This is a genomic window from Prescottella soli, assembly GCF_040024445.1.
Classification (GTDB): Bacteria; Actinomycetota; Actinomycetes; order Mycobacteriales; family Mycobacteriaceae; genus Prescottella; species Prescottella soli.
Map to the genome: position 1 here is coordinate 1,072,169 of NZ_CP157276.1, position 18,579 is coordinate 1,090,747.

Consider the following 18,579-nt stretch of genomic DNA (forward strand, 5'->3'; position numbering starts at 1 on the left):
GACTTACAGGTCGGTGTCGACGACGTCGACGCGGATCCCACGGCCCCCGATACCGGAGACGAGGGTCCGCAGGGCGGTCGCGGTGCGACCACCGCGACCGATCACCTTCCCGAGATCGTCGGGGTGCACATGCACCTCGACGGTGCGCCCCCGACGCCCCGTGATCAGCTCGACGCGAACGTCGTCGGGGTTGGCGACGATCCCACGGACGAGATGCTCGACGGCATCGGCGACAACGGCGCTCATTACTCGGCAGCCTCGGTGGACTCGGCGTCAGCCGCGGGAGCCTCGGCCTCAGCGGCCTCTTCCTTCGCAGCCTTCTTCTTCTTGGGCGTGATGGCCTCGGAAACCGGCTCGTTCTCGGCCTGCGCCAGCGCAGCCTGGAACAGCTCCAGCTTGGACGGCTTGGCCTCCTTGACCTTGAGGGTGCCCTCGGCGCCCGGCAGGCCCTTGAACTTCTGCCAGTCACCGGTGATCTTCAGCAGGTTCTCGACCGGCTCGGTCGGCTGCGCGCCGACACCCAGCCAGTACTGAGCGCGCTCCGAGTCGATCTCGATGAGCGACGGCTCTTCCTTCGGGTGGTACTTGCCGATGGTCTCGATCGCACGGCCGTTGCGGCGGGTGCGAGAGTCCGCGACGATGATCCGGTACTGCGGGTTGCGGATCTTGCCGAGGCGGGTGAGCTTGATCTTGACAGCCATGCGCTGCGTATCTCCTTCAGTGCGCACATCGGTGCACACGTGTCACGTGCAATTCAGCGACCCACCAGGTCGGTGAGTCCGGTTTTGCCTCTCTCCTGTGACCGTCGCGCGGTACGTAACCGGATGCGACGAACAGCGGTTCATTCTGCCAGACGACCCGCACGGAACGGAAACGCAGGCCGTCACCCCCGTTCACGTGCAGGTCCGGTGACCAGAACCACCCGGCACGCAGACGGCGACCCTTCCCACCTCGGGTACCGTCGATATGTGGCCCGAACCAGTCGAAAGAGCCGACCAGCACTGATCCTGCTGGTCGTCGTCGCCGCCGCCGGGTGCCTGGCGCTCGGGTGGTGGCAGTGGACACGATTCGAGTCCGTGGGTGGCACGGGCCAGAACCTCGGGTACGCGTTCCAGTGGCCGCTCTTCGCGGCGTTCGTCGTCTACGCCTACCGGCGGTTCGTCCAGCTCGAGGACGGCCGCGACGAGACCGCGGCCGACGGCTCGGCCGACGGTGCCGCGGACGACCAGCCGACCGAGGTCCCCGAGGGACTGCTTCCCGAACGCCCGAAGGCGGAATCGGTGAGCGCAACGGATCTCGACGACCCCGAGGCGCGACAGATGCTCGCGTACAACGATTACCTCGCCGAGCTCTCCGCTCGCGAGCCCGATAGGAGCGACAAGTGAGCGGCGGCCCCCACGAGACCACACCGCAGCAGACCCGACCCACGACGGCACCCGCCGGCCAGGACAACCAGAAGATCGCCTCCGCGCTCCTGCGCTACCGCGTGCTCGCGTACGCCACCGGCATCTGGCTCCTCGTGCTGACCGCCGAGATGGTGGCCAAGTACATCTTCGGAGTCGACAACCTGCCGACCTGGATCGCGATCGTCCACGGCTGGGTGTACTTCGTGTACCTGATCATGACGATCGATCTGGCGGTCAAGGTGCGCTGGCCCGCGGGCCGCACCATCGGCACCCTGCTCGCCGGCACCGTCCCGTTCCTGTCGTTCTTCGTCGAGCACTGGCGCACCGTGCAGGTCAAGAAGGACTTCGGGGTCTGAGCGACCTCGATCCCCGCGTAACACGAAGGGCCCGTCTCGTTCGAGACGGGCCCTTCGTGTTGCGCGATGCGCTAGGCCTTCGCCAGCTGCGCGAGCGCCGGCACCAGCTGCGCCAACGCGCGGCCCCGGTGCGAGGCGGCGTCCTTCTCCTGCGGCGACAGCTCGGCCGACGTCCGCTCCTCGCCCTCGGGCTCGAAGACGGGGTCGTAGCCGAACCCGTTCACGCCGCGCGGTTCGCGGACGATCCGTCCGCGCCACTCACCGCGCACCACGACGGTGTCCTGCCCCGGGATCGCGAGGGCGCACGCCGACACGAACGCGCCGCCGCGGCGCTCGTCGGGCACGTCCGACAGCTGTCCCAGCAGCAGCGCCGTGTTGGCGCCGTCGTCGCCGTGACCGCCGCTCCATCGCGCCGACAGCACCCCCGGCATGCCGTTGAGCGCATCGACCTCGAGTCCGGAGTCGTCGGCGACGCACGGCAGCCCGGTGGCCGCGGCACCGTCGACGGCCTTGACGATCGCGTTCTCCTCGAACGTCGCGCCCGTCTCCGGCGTCTCCGGGAACTCGGGGACCTCGTCGAGGCCGATCACGTCGAGTCCCTCGATGCCGGCGGCGGCGAGGACCCGGCGCAGCTCACCGAGCTTCTTGGCGTTGCGGCTGGCGACCAGGATCTTGCCGCTCAACTCCCGAACGCCTTCTTCTTGGGCTCGGACGACTCGGGCAGCACACCCGGGTACGGCTCGGCGAGCGCGGCCTTCTGCACCTCGAACAGCTTCTCGCAGCCACCCAGCGCCGAGTCGAGGAGCTTGTCCAGCGTGGAGCGCGGGAACGTCGCGCCCTCGCCGGTGCCCTGGATCTCGACGAGCGTGCCGGTGTCCGTCGCGACGACGTTCATGTCGACCTCCGCGCGCGAGTCCTCCTCGTACGGCAGGTCCAGCCGGACGCGGCCGTCGACGACGCCGACGCTGACGGCGGCGATCGCGCACGAGATGGGCTGCGGGTCGGCCAGGCGATCCGCGGCGCGCAGGTAGGTCACGGCGTCGACCAGCGCGACGTACGCGCCGGTGATGGCGGCGGTGCGGGTGCCGCCGTCGGCCTGGAGCACGTCGCAGTCGATGGCGATCGTGTTCTCACCGATCGCAGCGAGGTCGATGCACGCGCGCAGCGAGCGGCCGACCAGTCGACTGATCTCCTGGGTCCGGCCGCCGACCTTGCCCTTGACCGATTCGCGGCCGCTGCGGGTGTGTGTCGCGGCGGGCAGCATCGCGTACTCGGCGGTGAGCCAGCCCAGCCCGGAGCCCTTGCGCCAGCGCGGCACACCCGCCTCGACGCTCGCGGTGCACATCACCCGCGTGTTGCCGAACTCGACCAGCACCGAACCCGCGGGATGGTTCGTGAATCCGCGGGTGATCCGGACCTCGCGGAGCTCGTCGTCCGCCCTACCGTCTTCTCGTGTCGTCACGTCCGTGAGCCTAGTCGGCACCGCCGACGTGAGCCCCGTCGCAGGCCGCGCGGGCGAGGCGGTGGCGTCAGACGGTGTAGACGTCCCCGGCCGACACCGCGTGCACCGGGCCGGAGAATTCCGCCTTCGCCTCGGCGATGACGTCCTCGCGCGACGTCCACGGCGGGATGTGCGTGAGCAGCAGCTCCCCGACCCCTGCGCGGGCGGCGACCTGGCCGGCCTCGGTGCCGGACAGGTGGATGCCCTGGGGCCGGTCCGGGCTGTGCGTCCACGACGCCTCCGACAGCAGCACGTCCGCGCCGCGGGCGAGGTCGACGACGGCGTCGCACATGCCGGTGTCACCCGTGTACGCGAGGACACGGCCCTCACCGCTGGTGACGCGGAAGCCGTACGACTCCGGCGGATGGTTCACCTGCCACGCCTGCACCGTGATCTCGCCGATCTCCGCGACGTGGCCGTCGGACCAGTTGCGCAGTTCGATGGTGTCGGAGATGTCGTCGAGTTCGCCGCCGCACTCCGCGGACGCGACACCGATGCGGCAGGCGCTGTCGGTGGGCCCGTAGACCAGGGCGCGGCCGGCGGGCGGATTCGGGTGGTACCGGCGCCACACCAGCAGACCGGGCATGTCGAGGCAGTGGTCCGCGTGCAGGTGCGACAGCAGGATCGTCGCCTCGCCCGGATCGGCGTACTTCTGCAGGGCTCCGAGGACGCCGGGGCCGAAATCCATGACGACCGGCGGGGTGCCGGGCGCGGTCAACAAGTAGCCCGACGCAGCCGAGTCAGGTCCGGAGACGCTGCCCGAACATCCCAGGACCGTAATGCGCATGCCAGCTATGCTGCCACGATCACCCAGCTCTCAAAAAGCTTCGGTCACTTTCGGCGGCGTCAACTCACATCCGACGTCGGATTGTGATGCGGCATTTCGGTGTCGGGGTGTGTGACGGCCGAGTCAGCCCAGCGGGCGCGATGCGGTGGAGATGCCGCCCGCCGCGGGCGCCGCCACGCGCTTGCGCCGGGTGTCCGACGACAGCACCCAGGCCGCCACGACCCCGCCGATCGCCCCGAACAGGTGCCCCTGCCACGAGATCCCGTTCTGCCCCGGCAGCACGCCCCACAGGATGCCGCCGTACACGAACAGTACGACGACGCCGAGCAGGATCTGACCGACGCTGCGGGTGAAGACCCCGCGCACCAGCAGGAACGCGAGCCATCCGAAGACCAGGACCGACGCGCCGAGATGCAGGGCGTGGCCGCCCGTCAGCCACGTGCCGAGACCGCCGATCACCCAGATGATCCCGGTGGCCGCCAGACCTCGCCCGATCCCCGACATCAGCACCAGGAACCCCAGCACCAGCAGCGGCACCGTGTTCGCGAACAGGTGCCCCCAGCCGTTGTGGAGCATCGGCGCGAACGCGATGCCCCTCAGCCCGTCGACCGAGAGCGGCTGGATGCCCCATGCGTCCAGCCGGTTTCCGGCGACGGTGTCGATCGCCTCGAGCACGTAGAGGACCGCGACGAAACCACCGATGGTCATCGCGGCGCGCTGCCACATCGGGCGGGGGGTGCGCGGCGGCCGCGCGGTCAGTTCGGATCCGGCTGTCACGGCGTCGAGCCTACCGACGCCGTCCGACACGCGACGGGTGCCGAACGACCGCGCGATCTAGCCGGAAGTCCCGAACGCCGACGGGAACACGTCCCGGTAGCTGGGGATGCCCGCGACGGTGGTGGCCGAGAGGATCGCGTCGACGATGGCGCGCTGCACGCACTGCGCGGCCGCCGAACAGACCGCGTCCAGGATCGGCAGTTCGGCCGGGAACGCCGCGGGCACGCCGTCCGGTGTCGGGGTCTCGCGGGTCCCCGTCGCGAGCGCGAAGATGGTGTCGCCGTCGAGCGGTGAATGCGCGGGCCGGATCGCGCGGGCCATGCCGTCGTGCCCGGCGACCGCGACCCGGCGGCACGACGCCTTCGACAGCTCGGCATCGGTCGCGACGACCCCGATCGTGGTGTTGAGGACGGTCGCCTTCTCTCCCAGCGCGTTTGCCGCGGCGAGCTCGTCGGGTGCGGGCCGCCGGACCCCGCGCCGCTCCGCGTCCGCGAGCGACAGGCCCCACGGCAGGCCGGTCTCCGGATCCCACACCGAGCCGACCGGATTGGCGACCATGAGCGCGGCGACGGTCACGCCGTCGGCCGGTCCGCCCTGGATGACCGTGCTGGCGGTGCCGACACCGCCCTTGAGGACCCCGGCCCGGGCGCCGGTGCCGGCGCCGACGCTGCCGGTCTCGACGGCGGTACCCGCCCGGTCCGTCGCCCGGTAGCCGAACTCGGTTGTCGGGCGGGTGTGCCAGTCGCCGACGGGCAGATCGAAGATCACCGCGCCCGGCACGATGGGGACCACCTGGCCCGGCGCGCCCATCGGGATGCCGTGATCGTGCTCCTCGAGCCAGCGCATGACACCGTCTGCCGCGGCCAGGCCGTACGCGCTGCCGCCGGACAGCAGCACCGCGTCGACCCGCTGCACCGAATGGCTCGGGTCGAGCAGGTCGGTCTCCCGGGTGCCGGGGCCGCCGCCGCGCACGTCGACGGCTGCGGTGGCCCCGGACGGGACCCGCACCACGGTGCAGCCGGTCGCCGCGCCGGAGCCGAGAGTCGCGTCGGCGTCGAGCAGGTAGTCGTGCCCCACCAGGACACCCTCGACGTCGCACAGGGAGTCCGACGGCCCGGTCACGACCGCCCGCCGGGGCGCCGTCACGACATCAGCGCCTGGACGAGCGAGTCCTGCATCCACGTCAGCCAGTGGTAGACGTCGAGATGCGGGGCCCGGGGGTCACCTTCCTCCAACTCGTCGGGGGTGTCGGCGTCGATGCCGAGGTTGGTGCCGAGCGCCAGGCGGATGTCGTTGAGACCGGCGAGCCAGGCGTCCGCCTGCTCCGGGGTGAGCGCGACCTTGCCGCCCTCGGCGGGGACGGTCTGCAGCATCACCGCGCCGGCCGCGATCTTGTCGTCGATGATGTCCGGCTCGTGCAGGCTGCGCAGCGCGCTGTTGACGTTGCCCCGCTCGGGATCGTTGTCGGGTGCGTCGGGGTCCGCGCGCTGGAAGTCCGGAAGCAGCCGGGCGAGGGCGGCGTCCGACGGGGTGTCGCTGTTGCCGGTCCGCATGCCGGTGAGCGCCGCCAGCTCGTCCGTCGGCGCCGATGCGGCCCGCTCCTCGAGCAGCCCGGTCACCGAGGACACCAGCGACCTCAGCACTGCCGCCTCGTGCGCGTCCATCTCCGAACGCAGCTTCAATCCGCCGAGTGAGTTCTTCCTCGTCCAAGTCCGCACGTCTGTACCCGGGATTCCTTACGGTCGAGATGGATGGGATGGGCGCCTAGCTGCTGTCGCGTTGCATGGTGGCCCACAGGCCGGCGGCGTGCAGCTTGCGCACGTCGTTCTCGACCTTGTCGCGCGAGCCGCTCGAGACGACCGCCTTGCCTTCCTTGTGGACCTGCATCATGAGGTCCGTGGCCTTGGCTTTGCTGTAGCCGAAGAGCTTCTGGAAGATGTACGTCACGTAGTGCATGAGGTTGACGGGATCATCCCAGACGACGGTGACCCAGGGCCGGTCGAGCGCCTCGGTCATCTGCTCGATTTCCGCCTCCTGGGGCGCTGCGGCGGGCATCTTGCCGACCGGAACCGCGGTCGGGGGAATCACTGTGGAGCACTGCGCCATGGGTCCAGGGTACGGCGTGGGCTCCGAACTCGACACCCGCGCCCGGCAGCCGAATCGTAAAGTTGGGCCCGTGGCAACCGTTCCTGCACAGCGCGCCGGAGACCGTCCGAGTACCGCGCTGCTCACCGACCAGTACGAGTTGACGATGGTCGAGGCGGCCCTCGCCGACGGCTCCGCGAACCGCCCGTGCAGCTTCGAGGTCTTCGCCCGGCGCCTGCCCGACGGACGCCGCTACGGCGTCGTCGGAGGGATGGGCCGGATCCCGGATGCCTTGGCGCGCTTCCGGTTCGGTGAACCCGAGCTCGAGATCGTCTCGCGGTTCCTGGACGCCGCGACCGTCGAATGGCTCCGCGAGTTCCGCTTCTCCGGTGACATCGACTGCTATCGCGAGGGCGAGCTCTACTTCCCCGGATCCCCGATTCTGTCGGTACGCGGAACGTTCGCCGAATGTGTCCTGCTCGAAACCTTGGTGTTGTCGATCCTCAACCACGACAGCGCGATCGCGTCGGCGGCCGCGCGCATGGTCAGTGCCGCCGACGGCCGGCGGATGATCGAGATGGGGTCGCGGCGCGCGCACGAGGAGTCCGCGGTCGCGTGTGCGCGCTCGGCGTATCTCGCCGGGTTCGACGCGACGTCGAATCTCGAGGCGGTGCGTCGGCACGGGGTGCCCGGGGCGGGCACCAGCGCACACGCTTTCACGTTGCTGCACACCACCGACGGGGGCGCGAACGAGGAGGCCGCCTTCCGGGCCCAGGTCGCGGCGCTCGGGGTCGGCACGACGCTGTTGGTGGACACCTACGACATCACCCAGGGCGTCAAGAACGCGGTCGCGGCGGCCGGCACCGGGCTGGGCGGCGTCCGAATCGACTCGGGCGACCTGGGCGTGCTCGCACGGCAGGTCCGCGACCAGTTGGACGTGCTCGGCGCGACGGGCACCAGGATCGTCGTGTCGGGCGATCTCGACGAGTACTCGATCGCCGCGCTGCGCGCCGAACCGGTCGACTCGTACGGCGTCGGGACGTCGCTGGTGACGGGATCGGGCGCACCGACGGCGGGGATGGTCTACAAGCTCGTCGAGGTCGACGGTGTCCCGGTCGAGAAGCGCAGCGCCCACAAGCAGTCCCGCGGTGGCACCAAGCGTGCGGTGCGACTGAGTCGTGCGTCGGGGACGGTCGTCGAGGAGGTCCTGTACCGCGCCGGCACGCCGGCGCCCGATCCTGGCGAGTTCGAGGCGCGCGAGCTGCTGATCCCGCTCGTGCGGGGCGGCAAGATCGCCGACGATCTGCCGTCTCTCGAGGACAGCCGCGCGCTGCTGGCGCGGAACCTCGTGAGCCTGCCGTGGGAAGGCCTCAAGCTCTCGCACGGCGAGCCGGCCGTGCCGACCCGTTTCGCGGCGGCGGCCGAGCCGACGATCACCGGAGAGGGGTGGCGGCAGTGACCCGACGCGCATTGATCGTCGTCGACGTCCAGAACGACTTCTGCGAGGGCGGATCGCTGGCCGTCACGGGTGGTGCCGCGGTAGCGGCCGACGTCAACGACCTGTTCTCCGGGCAGGGGTACGCGACGATCGTCGCGACGCGGGACAAGCACATCGATCCCGGTTCGCACTTCTCCGATCACCCGGACTTCGTCGACACGTGGCCACCGCACTGCGTGGCCGGGACGCCGGGGGCCGAGTTCCATCCGGCGCTCGAGACCGAGCCGATCGACGAGGTGTTCTCGAAGGGGGCCTACAGTGCCGCCTACTCGGGCTTCGAGGGCGTGTCACCGAAGGGCGAGTCGCTCGCCGGCTGGCTGTGCCACCGCGACATCGACGCGGTGGACGTGGTCGGCATCGCCACCGATCACTGCGTGCGTGCGACGGCCCTCGACGCGGTGACCGAGGGCTTCCAGACCCGCGTCCTGCTCTCCTACACCGCCGGCGTCTCCCCCGACACCGTCGCGACCACGCTGACCGAACTCGACGAAGCGGGCGTCGAACTGGTCGGACAGGTCGCCGACCGCACCTGACGGTGGCGGGCAGTACCCTGTTGCGGTGCCCGACCGTGACCTTCCGAACGTCCCCGACCTCCTGAAGCTCGCGGTCCGCTCCCTCGGCGGCAAGGAACGCCACAACCAGCTGACGATGGCGTCGGCGGTCGCGCACTCGATCGACACCGGCGAGCATCTCGCGGTGCAGGCCGGCACCGGCACCGGCAAGTCGCTCGCGTACCTGGTGCCCAGCGTCCGGCACGCCGTCGAGTCCGGCCGCACCGTCGTCGTCTCGACCGCCACGATCGCGCTGCAGCGCCAGTTGGTGGACCGGGACATGCCGCGGCTGGCCGAGGCATTGAAGCCCGCCCTGGGACGCCTCCCCCGGTTCGCGATCCTCAAGGGTCGCGGGAACTACCTGTGCATGAACAAGATCCACACCGGGATGGCACAGGACGATCCGCCGGAGGCGGAACTGTTCGACGCGTTCGCGATCTCCCGGCTCGGCCGCGAGGTGCAGCGGCTGACCAAATGGTCGTCGGACACCGAGACCGGTGACCGCGACGACCTCGTGCCCGGCGTGAGCGACCAGGCGTGGCGGCAGGTCAGCGTCAGCGCCCGCGAATGTCTCGGCAAGTCCCGCTGCCCCGTCGGCGAGGACTGCTTCGCCGAACGTGCCCGCGCCGAGGCCGCGCAGGTGGACGTCGTGGTCACCAATCACGCGATGCTCGCGATCGACGCGATCTCCGGGATCGCGGTGCTGCCCGAGCACGACGTCGTGGTGATCGACGAGGCCCACGAGCTGGTCGACCGGGTCACCGGTGTCGCGACGGCGGAGCTGGGCGCGTCGGCGATCAGCGCCGCCGCCCGCCGTGCGGTAAAGCTCGTCGAGGAGCAGGACGTCGATCGGCTCGAGGCCGCCGCCGAGAGCTGGGCGGAACTGCTCGAGCAATTGCCCGGTGAGCGCTGGGACGCGCTGCCCGACGGCGTCCCGCTCGCGCTGGCCGCCGTCCGCGACGCGGCGTGGAACGTGCGCACCGCGATCGGGCCGTCCAAGCCCGGGATGGCCGCGGCCGACCCGGAGGCCGCGGCGGCACGCAATGCCGCGCTGTCGGCGATCGACGAGGTCCACGACAGCGCCGTGCGGGTGCTCACCGCGTTCGACGAACCCGATCCCGCGAAGCGCAAGGACGTCGTGTGGTTGTCGGTCGAGGAGAACCGCGGCAACGTCCGGCGCGTCGTGCGGATGGCACCGCTGTCGGTGGGCGGGCTGCTCCGCGCGAGTCTGTTCGCGGAGTCCACGGTGGTCCTCACGTCGGCGACGTTGACGGTCGGCGGTTCGTTCGACGGCCTCGCGGTGAACTGGGGTCTGCCGCCGGAGTCGCCGGCGCGCAGCGACACCGCGACCGCGATCGGCAAGGAGGCGCCGTCGGATGCCGGCGAGATGCGCTGGAATTCGCTCGACGTCGGCTCGCCGTTCGATCACGCCAAGTCCGGGATCATGTACATCGCCCGGCACCTGCCGCCGCCGGGCCGCGACGGCCTGTCCCCCGTCTTCATGGACGAGATCGAGGAGCTGGTGACCGCGGCCGGTGGCCGCACGCTGGGTCTGTTCTCGTCGATGCGCGCCGCGAAGGCCGCGGCCGAGGAGATGCGCGAGCGCCTCGACGTCCCGATCCTGTGCCAGGGTTACGACGCGACCGGCACGCTGGTGAAGCAGTTCTCCGAGGACGAGCCGACGACGCTGTTCGGCACGCTGTCGCTGTGGCAGGGCGTCGACGTGCCCGGCCCCTCGCTCAGCCTGGTGATCCTCGACCGCATCCCGTTCCCCCGGCCCGACGACCCGCTGCTGGTGGCGCGTCAGCAGGCGGTCGAGTCCCGCGGCGGGAACGGATTCCTCTCCGTCGCGGCGAACCACGCGGCGCTGCTGCTCGCGCAGGGAGTGGGCCGCCTGCTGCGCAGCACCGACGACAAGGGCGTGGTCGCGGTGCTCGATTCGCGCCTGGCCACGGCCCGGTACGGCGGCTATCTCCGCGCGTCGTTGCCCCCGTTCTGGGAGACGGCGGATCCGAAGGTGGTTCGGCAGGCACTCGCGCGGATCGCGGCGTCGCGCCCGCGTTCCTGAACGCGCCGGACGCGGCCGGGATACCCGGTAAACGCGGCCGACGGCATCCGCATCGTCCTATGCTCGGGCGATGGACCCGGTGATCTCGGTTCGCGGACTCGCCAAACGCTTCGGCGACGTCCATGCCCTCGACGGTCTCGATCTCGAGGTCGGCCCCGGCGAGGTTCACGGCTTCCTCGGCCCCAACGGTTCCGGCAAGTCCACCACCATCCGGGTGCTGCTCGGTCTGCTGCGCGCCGACGGCGGTGACGTGTCGGTACTGGGCGCGGACCCGTGGCGCGACGCGGTCAGCCTGCACCGACACCTGGCGTACGTCCCGGGCGACGTGAACCTGTGGCCCAATCTCACCGGCGGCGAGGCCATCGACCTGTTCGGCCGGCTGCGCGGCGGCCTGGACGACAAGCGCCGTCAGGAGTTGATGGAGCGGTTCGAACTCGATCCCACGCGCAAGGGCCGCACGTACTCGAAGGGCAACCGCCAGAAGGTCGCGCTGATCGCGGCGCTCGCGGCGGACGCGCAACTACTGATCCTCGACGAGCCGACGTCCGGTCTGGACCCGCTGATGGAGGCGGTGTTCCAGCAGTGCATCGGCGAGGCGGCACAGGACGGGCGCACGATCCTGCTGTCGAGCCACATCCTCGCCGAGGTCGAGTCACTCTGCGGGGTGGTGACCATCATCCGCGCCGGTCGGACCGTGCAGAGCGGGACGCTGCGCGAGCTGCGGCACCTGACCCGCACCACGGTCACGGCCACCACCCGTGAGTCCCCGGGCGGGCTGGCGTCGGTGCCGGGAGTGCACAACCTGAAGGCCCTCGACGACCAGGACAACACCGTGACGTTCGACGTCGACTCCGACCGCGTCGACCCGGTGATGTCCTCGCTCGCCGGGCTCGGCGTCGTCACGATCACGGCGCACCCGCCGACGCTGGAGGATCTGTTCCTGCGCGAGTACAGCGACGAGTTCGATTCGCTCGGCATCGAGCGGCGATGACGACGCAGGTCGCGGGACCCGTGCAGGCCACGCGGCCCGCCGACACCTCCACCACGGACCCGCTCGCCGGGACGTGGACGCTGACCCGGCTGGCGTTGCGGGTCGATCGGATCCGCCTGCCCGCGTGGGTGATCGCGGTCGGCGGTTCGACCGTGCTGCTGGCGTCGAGTTACCAGACCCTCTACCCCACCCCCGAGTCCCGGCAGGCCCGCGCCGCGCTGATCGAATCGCCCGCCGCGACTGCGCTGGCAGGCCCGGGGTACGGGCTGTCGGACTACACGCTCGGTGCGATGGTCGCCAACGAGATCGCGGGCATGACCATGATCGCGGTGGCGATCATGTCGGTGCTGCTGGTGACGCTGCACCTGCGGACCGAGGAGGAGACCGGACGCGCGGAGATGCTGCGCTCCGGCGTCGTCGGCCGGTTCGCGCCGATCACGTCGGGGCTCGCGGTGGTGCTGCTGGCGAACCTTCTGATCGGGCTCGTTCTGGGCCTCGGGCTGACCGCCGTCGGCCTACCCGCGCTGGGATCGTGGAACCTCGCCGCGGGCATCTTCATGGTGGGCCTCGCGTTCGGCGCGACGTCGGCGCTGTTCTCACAGGTCACCGAGCACGCCCGCACCGCAAGCGGAATGGGGCTGGTCGCTGTCGCCGTCGCGTATCTGCTGCGCGCGATCGGCGACGTCCGGGCCAAGGAGGACGGCAGCCTGTGGTCGTGGCTGTCGCCCATCGGCTGGGCGCAGTCCACGCGCGCCTACGTCGACGAGCGGTGGTGGCCGCTGCTGCTCGGACTCGCGGCGGTGGTCGTCGGCATCGTGCTCGCGTACCTGGTGGTGGGTCGGCGCGACGTCGGCGCCGGCCTGGTGGCGCCGCGGGGCGGCCGGCCCCGCGCGAGTGCCGCACTCACCGGGATCGCGGCGCTGACGGTGCGCATGCAGCGCAACCAGATCGTGGCGTGGGGCATCGGCGTCGCTGCCCTCGCGTTCCCGATCGGCGCCCTGGGCCAGCAGGTGGCCGAGTTCCTCGATCAGGACCCCCGCCTGGCCGGGCTGCTGCCGGGCGGGGCGAGCAACGCCGCGCAGGGCGCGTTCGCGCTCTACCTGGTGTTCCTGGCGATCATGGCGTGCATGTACGCCATGACCGCGGTTCAGTCGGCCCGCAACGAGGAGACGTCCGGGCGCGCCGAGGACGTCCTCGCGAGCCCGGTGTCGCGGTGGCGGTGGCTCGGCGCACAGCTGGCCGTGATCAGTGTCGCGACGTCGCTGATCGTCCTGGCCGCCGGGGCCGCGATGGGGATCACCGCGGCCGCGACGCTGCACGACGGGTCGATGTTCGGCCGGCTCGTCGGCTCGGCCGCGAATTTCCTGCCGGCGACGCTGACGGTGATCGCGCTGACCGCCGCGGTGTACGGGTGGTTCCCGCGACTGCTGGCGGTGATGTGGGTGTACCTCGGCTACGCGCTGGTGATCGGGATGTTCCTCGAGGTGCTGCCCGCCTGGACCGGGTGGGCGTCGCCGTTCCACTTCACGTCGAACATGCCGGCCGACGCGTTCGACGTGGTGCCGTTCATCGTGCTGCTCGTCATCGCGGCGGCGCTCTACGGGCTCGCCCTGGTCGGGTTCCGTCGCCGCGACATCCAGTCCTGACCACCCGGGAGGTTGCCGTGCCCGACATCGAATACCGCCTCCCGCAGGAGCTCCGATTGCGGACGTCGCTGCCCGGCCCGCGGTCGGCGGATCTGGCCGCGCGTCGACGGGCCGCCGTCGGGTCGTGCGTGGCATCGTCGGTTCCGGTGTACGCGGCGGACGCGGACGGCGGCGTGATCGTCGACGTGGACGGCAACTCGCTGATCGACTTCGGCTCGGGCATCGCGGTCACCGGCGCCGGGGCGTCCAACGCGGCGGTGGCCGCGGCGGTCCGGGAGCAGGCGACGCGATTCACGCACACGTGCTTCATGGTCACCCCGTACGAGGAGTACGTGGAGGTCTGCGAACGTCTCGTCGCCCTCGCTCCAGGCAACCACGAGAAGCGGGCGGTGCTGTTCAACAGTGGTGCCGAGGCCGTCGAGAACGCAGTGAAGATCGCCCGTCACGCCACCGGGCGCGGCGCTGTCGTCGCGTTCGAGCACGCGTACCACGGCCGCACCAACCTGACGATGGCGCTGACGGCGAAGAACCTGCCGTACAAGGACGGCTTCGGCCCGTTCGTTCCCGGGGTCTACCGGATGCCGATGTCGTATCCGTTCCGCGAGGCCCCGAATCCCGACGGCACCCCGATGACCGGCGAGCAGGCGGCACGACGCGCGATCGACCTGATGGACAAACAGATCGGCGCCCGACACATCGCGGCGATCGTGCTCGAGCCGATCCAGGGCGAGGGCGGGTTCATCGTGCCGGCACCGGGATTCGTGCCGACTCTGGCGGTGTGGGCGCACGCCAACGGGATCGTGTTCGTGGCCGACGAGGTGCAGACCGGATTCGCCCGCACCGGTGCGTGGTTCGCGTGTGAACACGACGGCGTCGTCCCGGATCTGATGACGCTCGCGAAGGGCATCGCCTCGGGCCTGCCGCTCTCGGCCGTCGTCGGCCGCGCCGACCTGATCGACGAGGTGCACGTCGGAGGGCTCGGCGGCACGTACGGTGGCAACCCGGTCGCGTGCGCTGCCGCGCTCGCGACGCTCGACCAGATGCGTGACCTCGACCTGTGTGCGCGGGCGCGGCACATCGAGGAGTTGGCCCGGCCCCGGCTCGAGGCCCTCGCCGACGACGTCGACATCGTCGGCGAGGTCCGCGGCCGCGGCGCCATGCTCGCGCTCGAGTTCGTCCGGCCCGGCACCCGCGAACCGAACCCGGAGGCCACCCGACGGATCGCGGCACAGGCCCTCGAGCGCGGCGTCGTGGTGCTCACGTGCGGCACCTACGGCAACGTCATCCGCCTGCTGCCGCCACTCGTGATCCCGGACGCGCTGCTCACCGAGGGACTCGACGTGCTCGCCGATGTGATCGACCGACAGTAGTCCGCGGCGACCGCCGTCGGCAGTCGGGGAAGTTCTACGGAACCTACTGGGGTTGACCACAATTCGAGCAGAATGCCGCCCCGGCCTGCACTGTGTGGCCGCACCCGCTGCAGTCGGAGCGCAGATCGAACGCGGTGCCGCACGTGGAGCAGAATCGGCCACCATCGGTGTCGGTGCCGCAGGTGGGACAGTTCACGCGGGCCGGGGTCGCGATGTCGTACTGCTGCGTCCAGTCCTGTCGCCGGGCGGCGTCGCGAATCTGCTCGCCGCGAGCATCCGCCTGCGCGCGTGCAATCTGGTGCGCAACCAGGGGCGAACAGTGCGAGCACTCGCCCACCTGGTCGTTCCAGCAGACGCGTGCGCACACCCACGAGCCACAGCCGCCACACAGCCGGAAGTCGCGCTCGACCTCCTCGACGGCACCCGCGAAGGCCTTGTCCTTCGAGCGCGACGCCGAGCCGCCCCAGCTGTTCGAGTAGCTCTCCGCGGCGGACGAGGCCTTGTTGAGCACGCCGACGCTGTCACCGAACAGGTCGCGCAGCACCCGCAGCGCACCCCGTCCGCGCGAGAAGACGTTCTGCTGGAACGACGAGCGGTACTCGGTGCTGCAGCGCTCGCACCGAAACTTCCATTGGAACCCGTCGTCGTTCGACTCGTCGGAGTAGTAACTCGTGAAGGCCACCGGTTCGGCCATGGCGCGATCAGTTCCTTTACTGCAGCGGGCATTACTGTGATCAGCGCCGGGATGGACCGGACGCTGGTCGCCAGATTCCTACCTTAGATCGGGTGTGATCCGCAACGCCTCGGCGCGGCGCTAGACGTACGGCGCCGCAACGAGTCCCAGCTCGGCGTCGGTCGCGAGCAGCCGATGGCGCGGCAGCACCCGGACGGTGTATCCCACCGACCCGGACACCGGCAACGGCGTGGTGGCGACGAACATCTCCCCCAGCCCGTCGGCGCCGGCGTGCGCCATCGGCACGGTCGTCACGTCGGTGAGGTCCTCGTCGGGGCCGACCCGGCCGAGTACCGCCTCCACCACGACGTCCTCCGGCGACAGCCCACCGAGCCGGACGAACGCCCGAAGCGACAGGTCGGCACCGATCTCGGGGTTGTCGGGCAGGCCGGCGCTGTCGACCTGCGCCACCTGCACGCCCGGCCACGCGGACTCCACGCGCCGCCGGTACTCCGCGACCTCGCGGGCGCCGGAGAAGTTGTCGGGCAGCGTGTTCCGGACCGCGACCGCGGCGGGGGCGTAGTACTCGACGGCGTAGTCGCGCACCATGCGCGACGCCAGCACCTTCGGCCCGAGACTCTGCAGCGTGTGACGCACCATCTCGATCCAGCGGGTCGGCAGGTCGCGCTCGTCGCGGTCGTAGAACCGTGGCAGCACCGACCGCTCGAGCAGCTCGTACAGGGCGGTGGCCTCGAGGTCGTCGCGGCGGACCTCGTCGGCGACACCGTCCGCGGTGGGGATGGCCCAGCCGTTCTCGCCGTCGAACATCTCGTCCCACCACCCGTCGCGGATGGACAGGTTGAGCCCGCCGTTGAGCGCCGATTTCATGCCCGACGTCCCGCACGCCTCGAGCGGCCGCAGCGGGTTGTTGAGCCACACGTCGCAGCCCCAGTACAGGTACCGGGCCATCGACATGTCGTAGTCGGGCAGGAACACGATCCGGTGCCGGACGTCGTGCTGGTCGGCGAAGCGGACCACCTGCTGGATCAGGGCCTTGCCGCCTTCGTCGGCCGGGTGGCTCTTGCCGGCGACGACCAGCTGCACCGGGCGCTCGGCGTCGAGCAGCAGGGCCTTCAGCCGCTCGGGGTCGCGCAGCATGAGCGTGAGCCGCTTGTAGGTCGGGACCCGACGCGCGAACCCGACGGTCAGCACGCTCGGGTCGAACACCTCCGCGGTCCAACCGAGTTCGGCCTCGGTCGCGCCGCGCTCGAGCCACGACGCGCGAACGCGTCGGCGCACCTCGTCCACCAGCTGCGCCCGCAGCGTGTTCCGGGTCGACCACAGCTCGCCCGGATCGATCTCGCGCAGCCGCTCCCAGCCGCGCGCCTCCTCGAGCTGTTCGGGTCCGACCAGGCGCCGGCCGAGGTCCATCCACTCGCGGGCCGCCCACGTCGGCGCGTGGACGCCGTTGGTGACCGAACCGATCGGCACCTCGGCGGCGTCGAATCCCGGCCACAGCGACTCGAACATCTCGCGGCTCACCTCGCCGTGCAGCCTCGAGACGCCGTTGGCGCGCTGCCCGAGGCGCAGTCCCATGTGGGCCATGTTGAACACGCCCGGGTCGTTCTCGGAGCCGAGGCCGAGGATGCGGTCGACGGCCAGCCCGGGCAGCAGCGTCGATTCGCGCTCGCCCTCGTTGCCGCCGAAGTAGCGGCGCACCAGGTCGGCCGGGAATCGGTCGATGCCCGCCGGCACCGGGGTGTGGGTGGTGAACACGGTGCCGGCGCGCACCGCCGCGAGGGCGGCGTCGAAGTCCAGTCCGGCGCCGGTGATCAGCTCGCGGATGCGCTCGAGACCGAGGAACCCGGCGTGGCCCTCGTTCATGTGGAACACCTCAGGGTCGGCGAGCCCGTGCGCGCGGGTGTAGGCGCGCACCGCCCGGACGCCGCCGATGCCGGCGAGGATCTCCTGCTTGATCCGGTGGTCCTGGTCGCCGCCGTACAGCCGGTCGGTGACCGCGCGCAGTTCCGGGTCGTTCTCGGCGATGTCCGAGTCGAGCAGCAGCAACGGCACCCGGCCGACCTGTGCGATCCACACGCGTGCCCGCAACACCCGGCCACCGGGCATCGCGACGTGCACCAGGACGGGGGCGCCTGCCCCGCCGTCGCCCGACGTCTCGGTGAGCAGCCGCAGCGGCAGGCCCTGCGGGTCATGCGCCGGGTAGTGCTCGGCCTGCCAGCCGTCCGCGGTGAGCGACTGCCGGAAGTACCCCGAGCGGTACAGCAGCCCGACACCGATCAGCGGCAGACCCAGATCCGAGGCGGCCTTGAGGTGGTCGCCGGCCAGGATGCCGAGCCCGCCGGAGTAGTTCGGCAGCACCTCGGTGACGCCGAACTCCATCGAGAAGTACGCGATGCCGGTCGCCAGGTCGGCGCCCTTGTCGAGCTGGTCCTGGTACCAGCGCGGACGGGTCAGATAGTCGTCGAGATCCGCGGCCGCGCGGTCCAGGTCGGCGAGGAACGTCGGATCGACCGCGAGGTCGTCCAGCCGGTACGGATCGACCTCGCCGAGCATCCGGACGGGGTCGTGGCGCACGGCAGTCCACAACTCGGGGTCGATCGACGCGAACAGATCCTGCGTCTGCGGATGCCAGGACCAACGCAGATTGGTCGACAGCGGCCCCAGTGCCGCGAGACGCTCGGGCAGGTGGGCTCGGACGGTGAACCGACGCAGGGCTTTCACGCCGCGAAGACTACCCACAATCGACGCCGACGACCCGCCGAGCAGCCAGGTCCACGGAACGCTCCCGACACCGCGGGACCCACTGAACTACGGTTGATCCAGCGCCGTCTCCGGGACGGCCGGTCCAT

At 70.9% G+C, this 18,579-nt stretch carries 19 protein-coding genes; 8 read left to right on the forward strand and 11 right to left on the reverse strand.

From position 1 onward, the window contains the following. Positions 1 to 3: 3 nt before the first annotated feature. Together ABI214_RS04990 and rpsP are read right to left on the reverse strand one after the other, a co-directional pair. Positions 4 to 246 (reverse strand): RNA-binding protein, encoded by a 243-nt coding sequence (locus ABI214_RS04990; RefSeq protein ID WP_005513947.1) that lies wholly within the window; start codon positions 244 to 246, stop codon positions 4 to 6. Beyond that, positions 246 to 701, reverse strand: a complete 456-nt coding sequence (gene rpsP, locus ABI214_RS04995; RefSeq protein WP_348606713.1) for a 30S ribosomal protein S16 — start codon at positions 699 to 701, stop codon at positions 246 to 248. Before rpsP ends, ABI214_RS04990 begins: the two co-directional genes overlap by 1 nt. A gap of 267 nt (positions 702 to 968) precedes the next feature. Here rpsP and ABI214_RS05000 point away from each other — a divergent pair, with 267 nt between their 5' ends. Together ABI214_RS05000 and ABI214_RS05005 are read left to right on the forward strand one after the other, a co-directional pair. After that, on the forward strand, positions 969 to 1,385 hold the full coding sequence (locus ABI214_RS05000; RefSeq protein WP_348606715.1) for a transcriptional regulator: 417 nt from the start codon (positions 969 to 971) through the stop codon (positions 1,383 to 1,385). Next, the gene (locus ABI214_RS05005; RefSeq protein WP_408586554.1) at positions 1,382 to 1,762 is read left to right on the forward strand and encodes a DUF3817 domain-containing protein; all 381 of its coding nucleotides are present in this window, start codon (positions 1,382 to 1,384) and stop codon (positions 1,760 to 1,762) included. Before ABI214_RS05000 ends, ABI214_RS05005 begins: the two co-directional genes overlap by 4 nt. 71 nt (positions 1,763 to 1,833) lie before the next feature. Here the strand turns inward: ABI214_RS05005 and rdgB are convergent, their stop codons facing one another. From rdgB to clpS, 7 genes are all read right to left on the reverse strand, one after another. Further along, positions 1,834 to 2,445: an RdgB/HAM1 family non-canonical purine NTP pyrophosphatase gene (gene rdgB / locus ABI214_RS05010; RefSeq protein WP_348606717.1), complete on the reverse strand. Its 612-nt coding sequence runs from the start codon at positions 2,443 to 2,445 to the stop codon at positions 1,834 to 1,836. Further along, the gene (gene rph / locus ABI214_RS05015) at positions 2,442 to 3,224 is read right to left on the reverse strand and encodes a ribonuclease PH (RefSeq protein ID WP_348606719.1); all 783 of its coding nucleotides are present in this window, start codon (positions 3,222 to 3,224) and stop codon (positions 2,442 to 2,444) included. The genes rdgB and rph overlap by 4 nt, the downstream gene beginning before the upstream one ends. A gap of 67 nt (positions 3,225 to 3,291) precedes the next feature. Then, entirely contained in the window at positions 3,292 to 4,050 is a 759-nt protein-coding gene (locus ABI214_RS05020; protein WP_348606721.1) for a cyclic nucleotide-degrading phosphodiesterase, read from the reverse strand. A 123-nt stretch (positions 4,051 to 4,173) separates the two neighbouring features. Further along, positions 4,174 to 4,776, reverse strand: coding sequence for a rhomboid family intramembrane serine protease (locus ABI214_RS05025; protein ID WP_348611285.1), 603 nt, complete (start codon positions 4,774 to 4,776; stop codon positions 4,174 to 4,176). A 108-nt stretch (positions 4,777 to 4,884) separates the two neighbouring features. Further along, a complete protein-coding gene (locus tag ABI214_RS05030; protein ID WP_348606723.1) occupies positions 4,885 to 5,973 on the reverse strand; it encodes a P1 family peptidase in 1,089 nt (362 codons plus the stop codon). Further along, positions 5,970 to 6,545 carry a DUF2017 domain-containing protein gene (locus ABI214_RS05035; protein WP_280761030.1) on the reverse strand — a complete coding sequence of 192 codons (576 nt, stop codon included), beginning with the start codon at positions 6,543 to 6,545 and terminating at the stop codon, positions 5,970 to 5,972. The genes ABI214_RS05030 and ABI214_RS05035 overlap by 4 nt, the downstream gene beginning before the upstream one ends. 46 nt (positions 6,546 to 6,591) lie before the next feature. After that, positions 6,592 to 6,933 carry an ATP-dependent Clp protease adapter ClpS gene (gene clpS, locus ABI214_RS05040; RefSeq protein ID WP_348606727.1) on the reverse strand — a complete coding sequence of 114 codons (342 nt, stop codon included), beginning with the start codon at positions 6,931 to 6,933 and terminating at the stop codon, positions 6,592 to 6,594. A 145-nt stretch (positions 6,934 to 7,078) separates the two neighbouring features. Between clpS and ABI214_RS05045 the strand changes: the two genes are divergently transcribed. The 6 genes from ABI214_RS05045 (at position 7,079) to gabT (ending at position 15,036) form a co-directional block, all read left to right on the forward strand. Beyond that, positions 7,079 to 8,371 carry a nicotinate phosphoribosyltransferase gene (locus tag ABI214_RS05045; RefSeq protein ID WP_408586777.1) on the forward strand — a complete coding sequence of 431 codons (1,293 nt, stop codon included), beginning with the start codon at positions 7,079 to 7,081 and terminating at the stop codon, positions 8,369 to 8,371. Then, positions 8,368 to 8,943, forward strand: coding sequence for an isochorismatase family protein (locus ABI214_RS05050; protein WP_348606733.1), 576 nt, complete (start codon positions 8,368 to 8,370; stop codon positions 8,941 to 8,943). Before ABI214_RS05045 ends, ABI214_RS05050 begins: the two co-directional genes overlap by 4 nt. 25 nt (positions 8,944 to 8,968) lie before the next feature. Further along, positions 8,969 to 11,029 (forward strand): ATP-dependent DNA helicase, encoded by a 2,061-nt coding sequence (locus ABI214_RS05055; RefSeq protein ID WP_348606736.1) that lies wholly within the window; start codon positions 8,969 to 8,971, stop codon positions 11,027 to 11,029. Positions 11,030 to 11,099: 70 nt separating this feature from the next. Beyond that, complete coding sequence (locus ABI214_RS05060; RefSeq protein ID WP_348606738.1) at positions 11,100 to 12,020, forward strand: ABC transporter ATP-binding protein; 921 nt, start codon at positions 11,100 to 11,102, stop codon at positions 12,018 to 12,020. Continuing rightward, positions 12,017 to 13,666: an ABC transporter permease gene (locus ABI214_RS05065; RefSeq protein ID WP_348606741.1), complete on the forward strand. Its 1,650-nt coding sequence runs from the start codon at positions 12,017 to 12,019 to the stop codon at positions 13,664 to 13,666. The genes ABI214_RS05060 and ABI214_RS05065 overlap by 4 nt, the downstream gene beginning before the upstream one ends. A gap of 17 nt (positions 13,667 to 13,683) precedes the next feature. Then, positions 13,684 to 15,036 (forward strand): 4-aminobutyrate--2-oxoglutarate transaminase, encoded by a 1,353-nt coding sequence (gabT, locus tag ABI214_RS05070; RefSeq protein ID WP_348606743.1) that lies wholly within the window; start codon positions 13,684 to 13,686, stop codon positions 15,034 to 15,036. Between the two features lie 43 nt (positions 15,037 to 15,079). On the opposite strand, the gene ABI214_RS05075 is transcribed toward gabT, so the two are convergent. Together ABI214_RS05075 and glgP are read right to left on the reverse strand one after the other, a co-directional pair. Further along, a complete protein-coding gene (locus ABI214_RS05075; protein ID WP_348606746.1) occupies positions 15,080 to 15,730 on the reverse strand; it encodes a zinc ribbon domain-containing protein in 651 nt (216 codons plus the stop codon). Between the two features lie 120 nt (positions 15,731 to 15,850). Continuing rightward, positions 15,851 to 18,451 (reverse strand): alpha-glucan family phosphorylase, encoded by a 2,601-nt coding sequence (glgP, locus tag ABI214_RS05080; protein ID WP_348606749.1) that lies wholly within the window; start codon positions 18,449 to 18,451, stop codon positions 15,851 to 15,853. Positions 18,452 to 18,579: the final 128 nt, after the last annotated feature.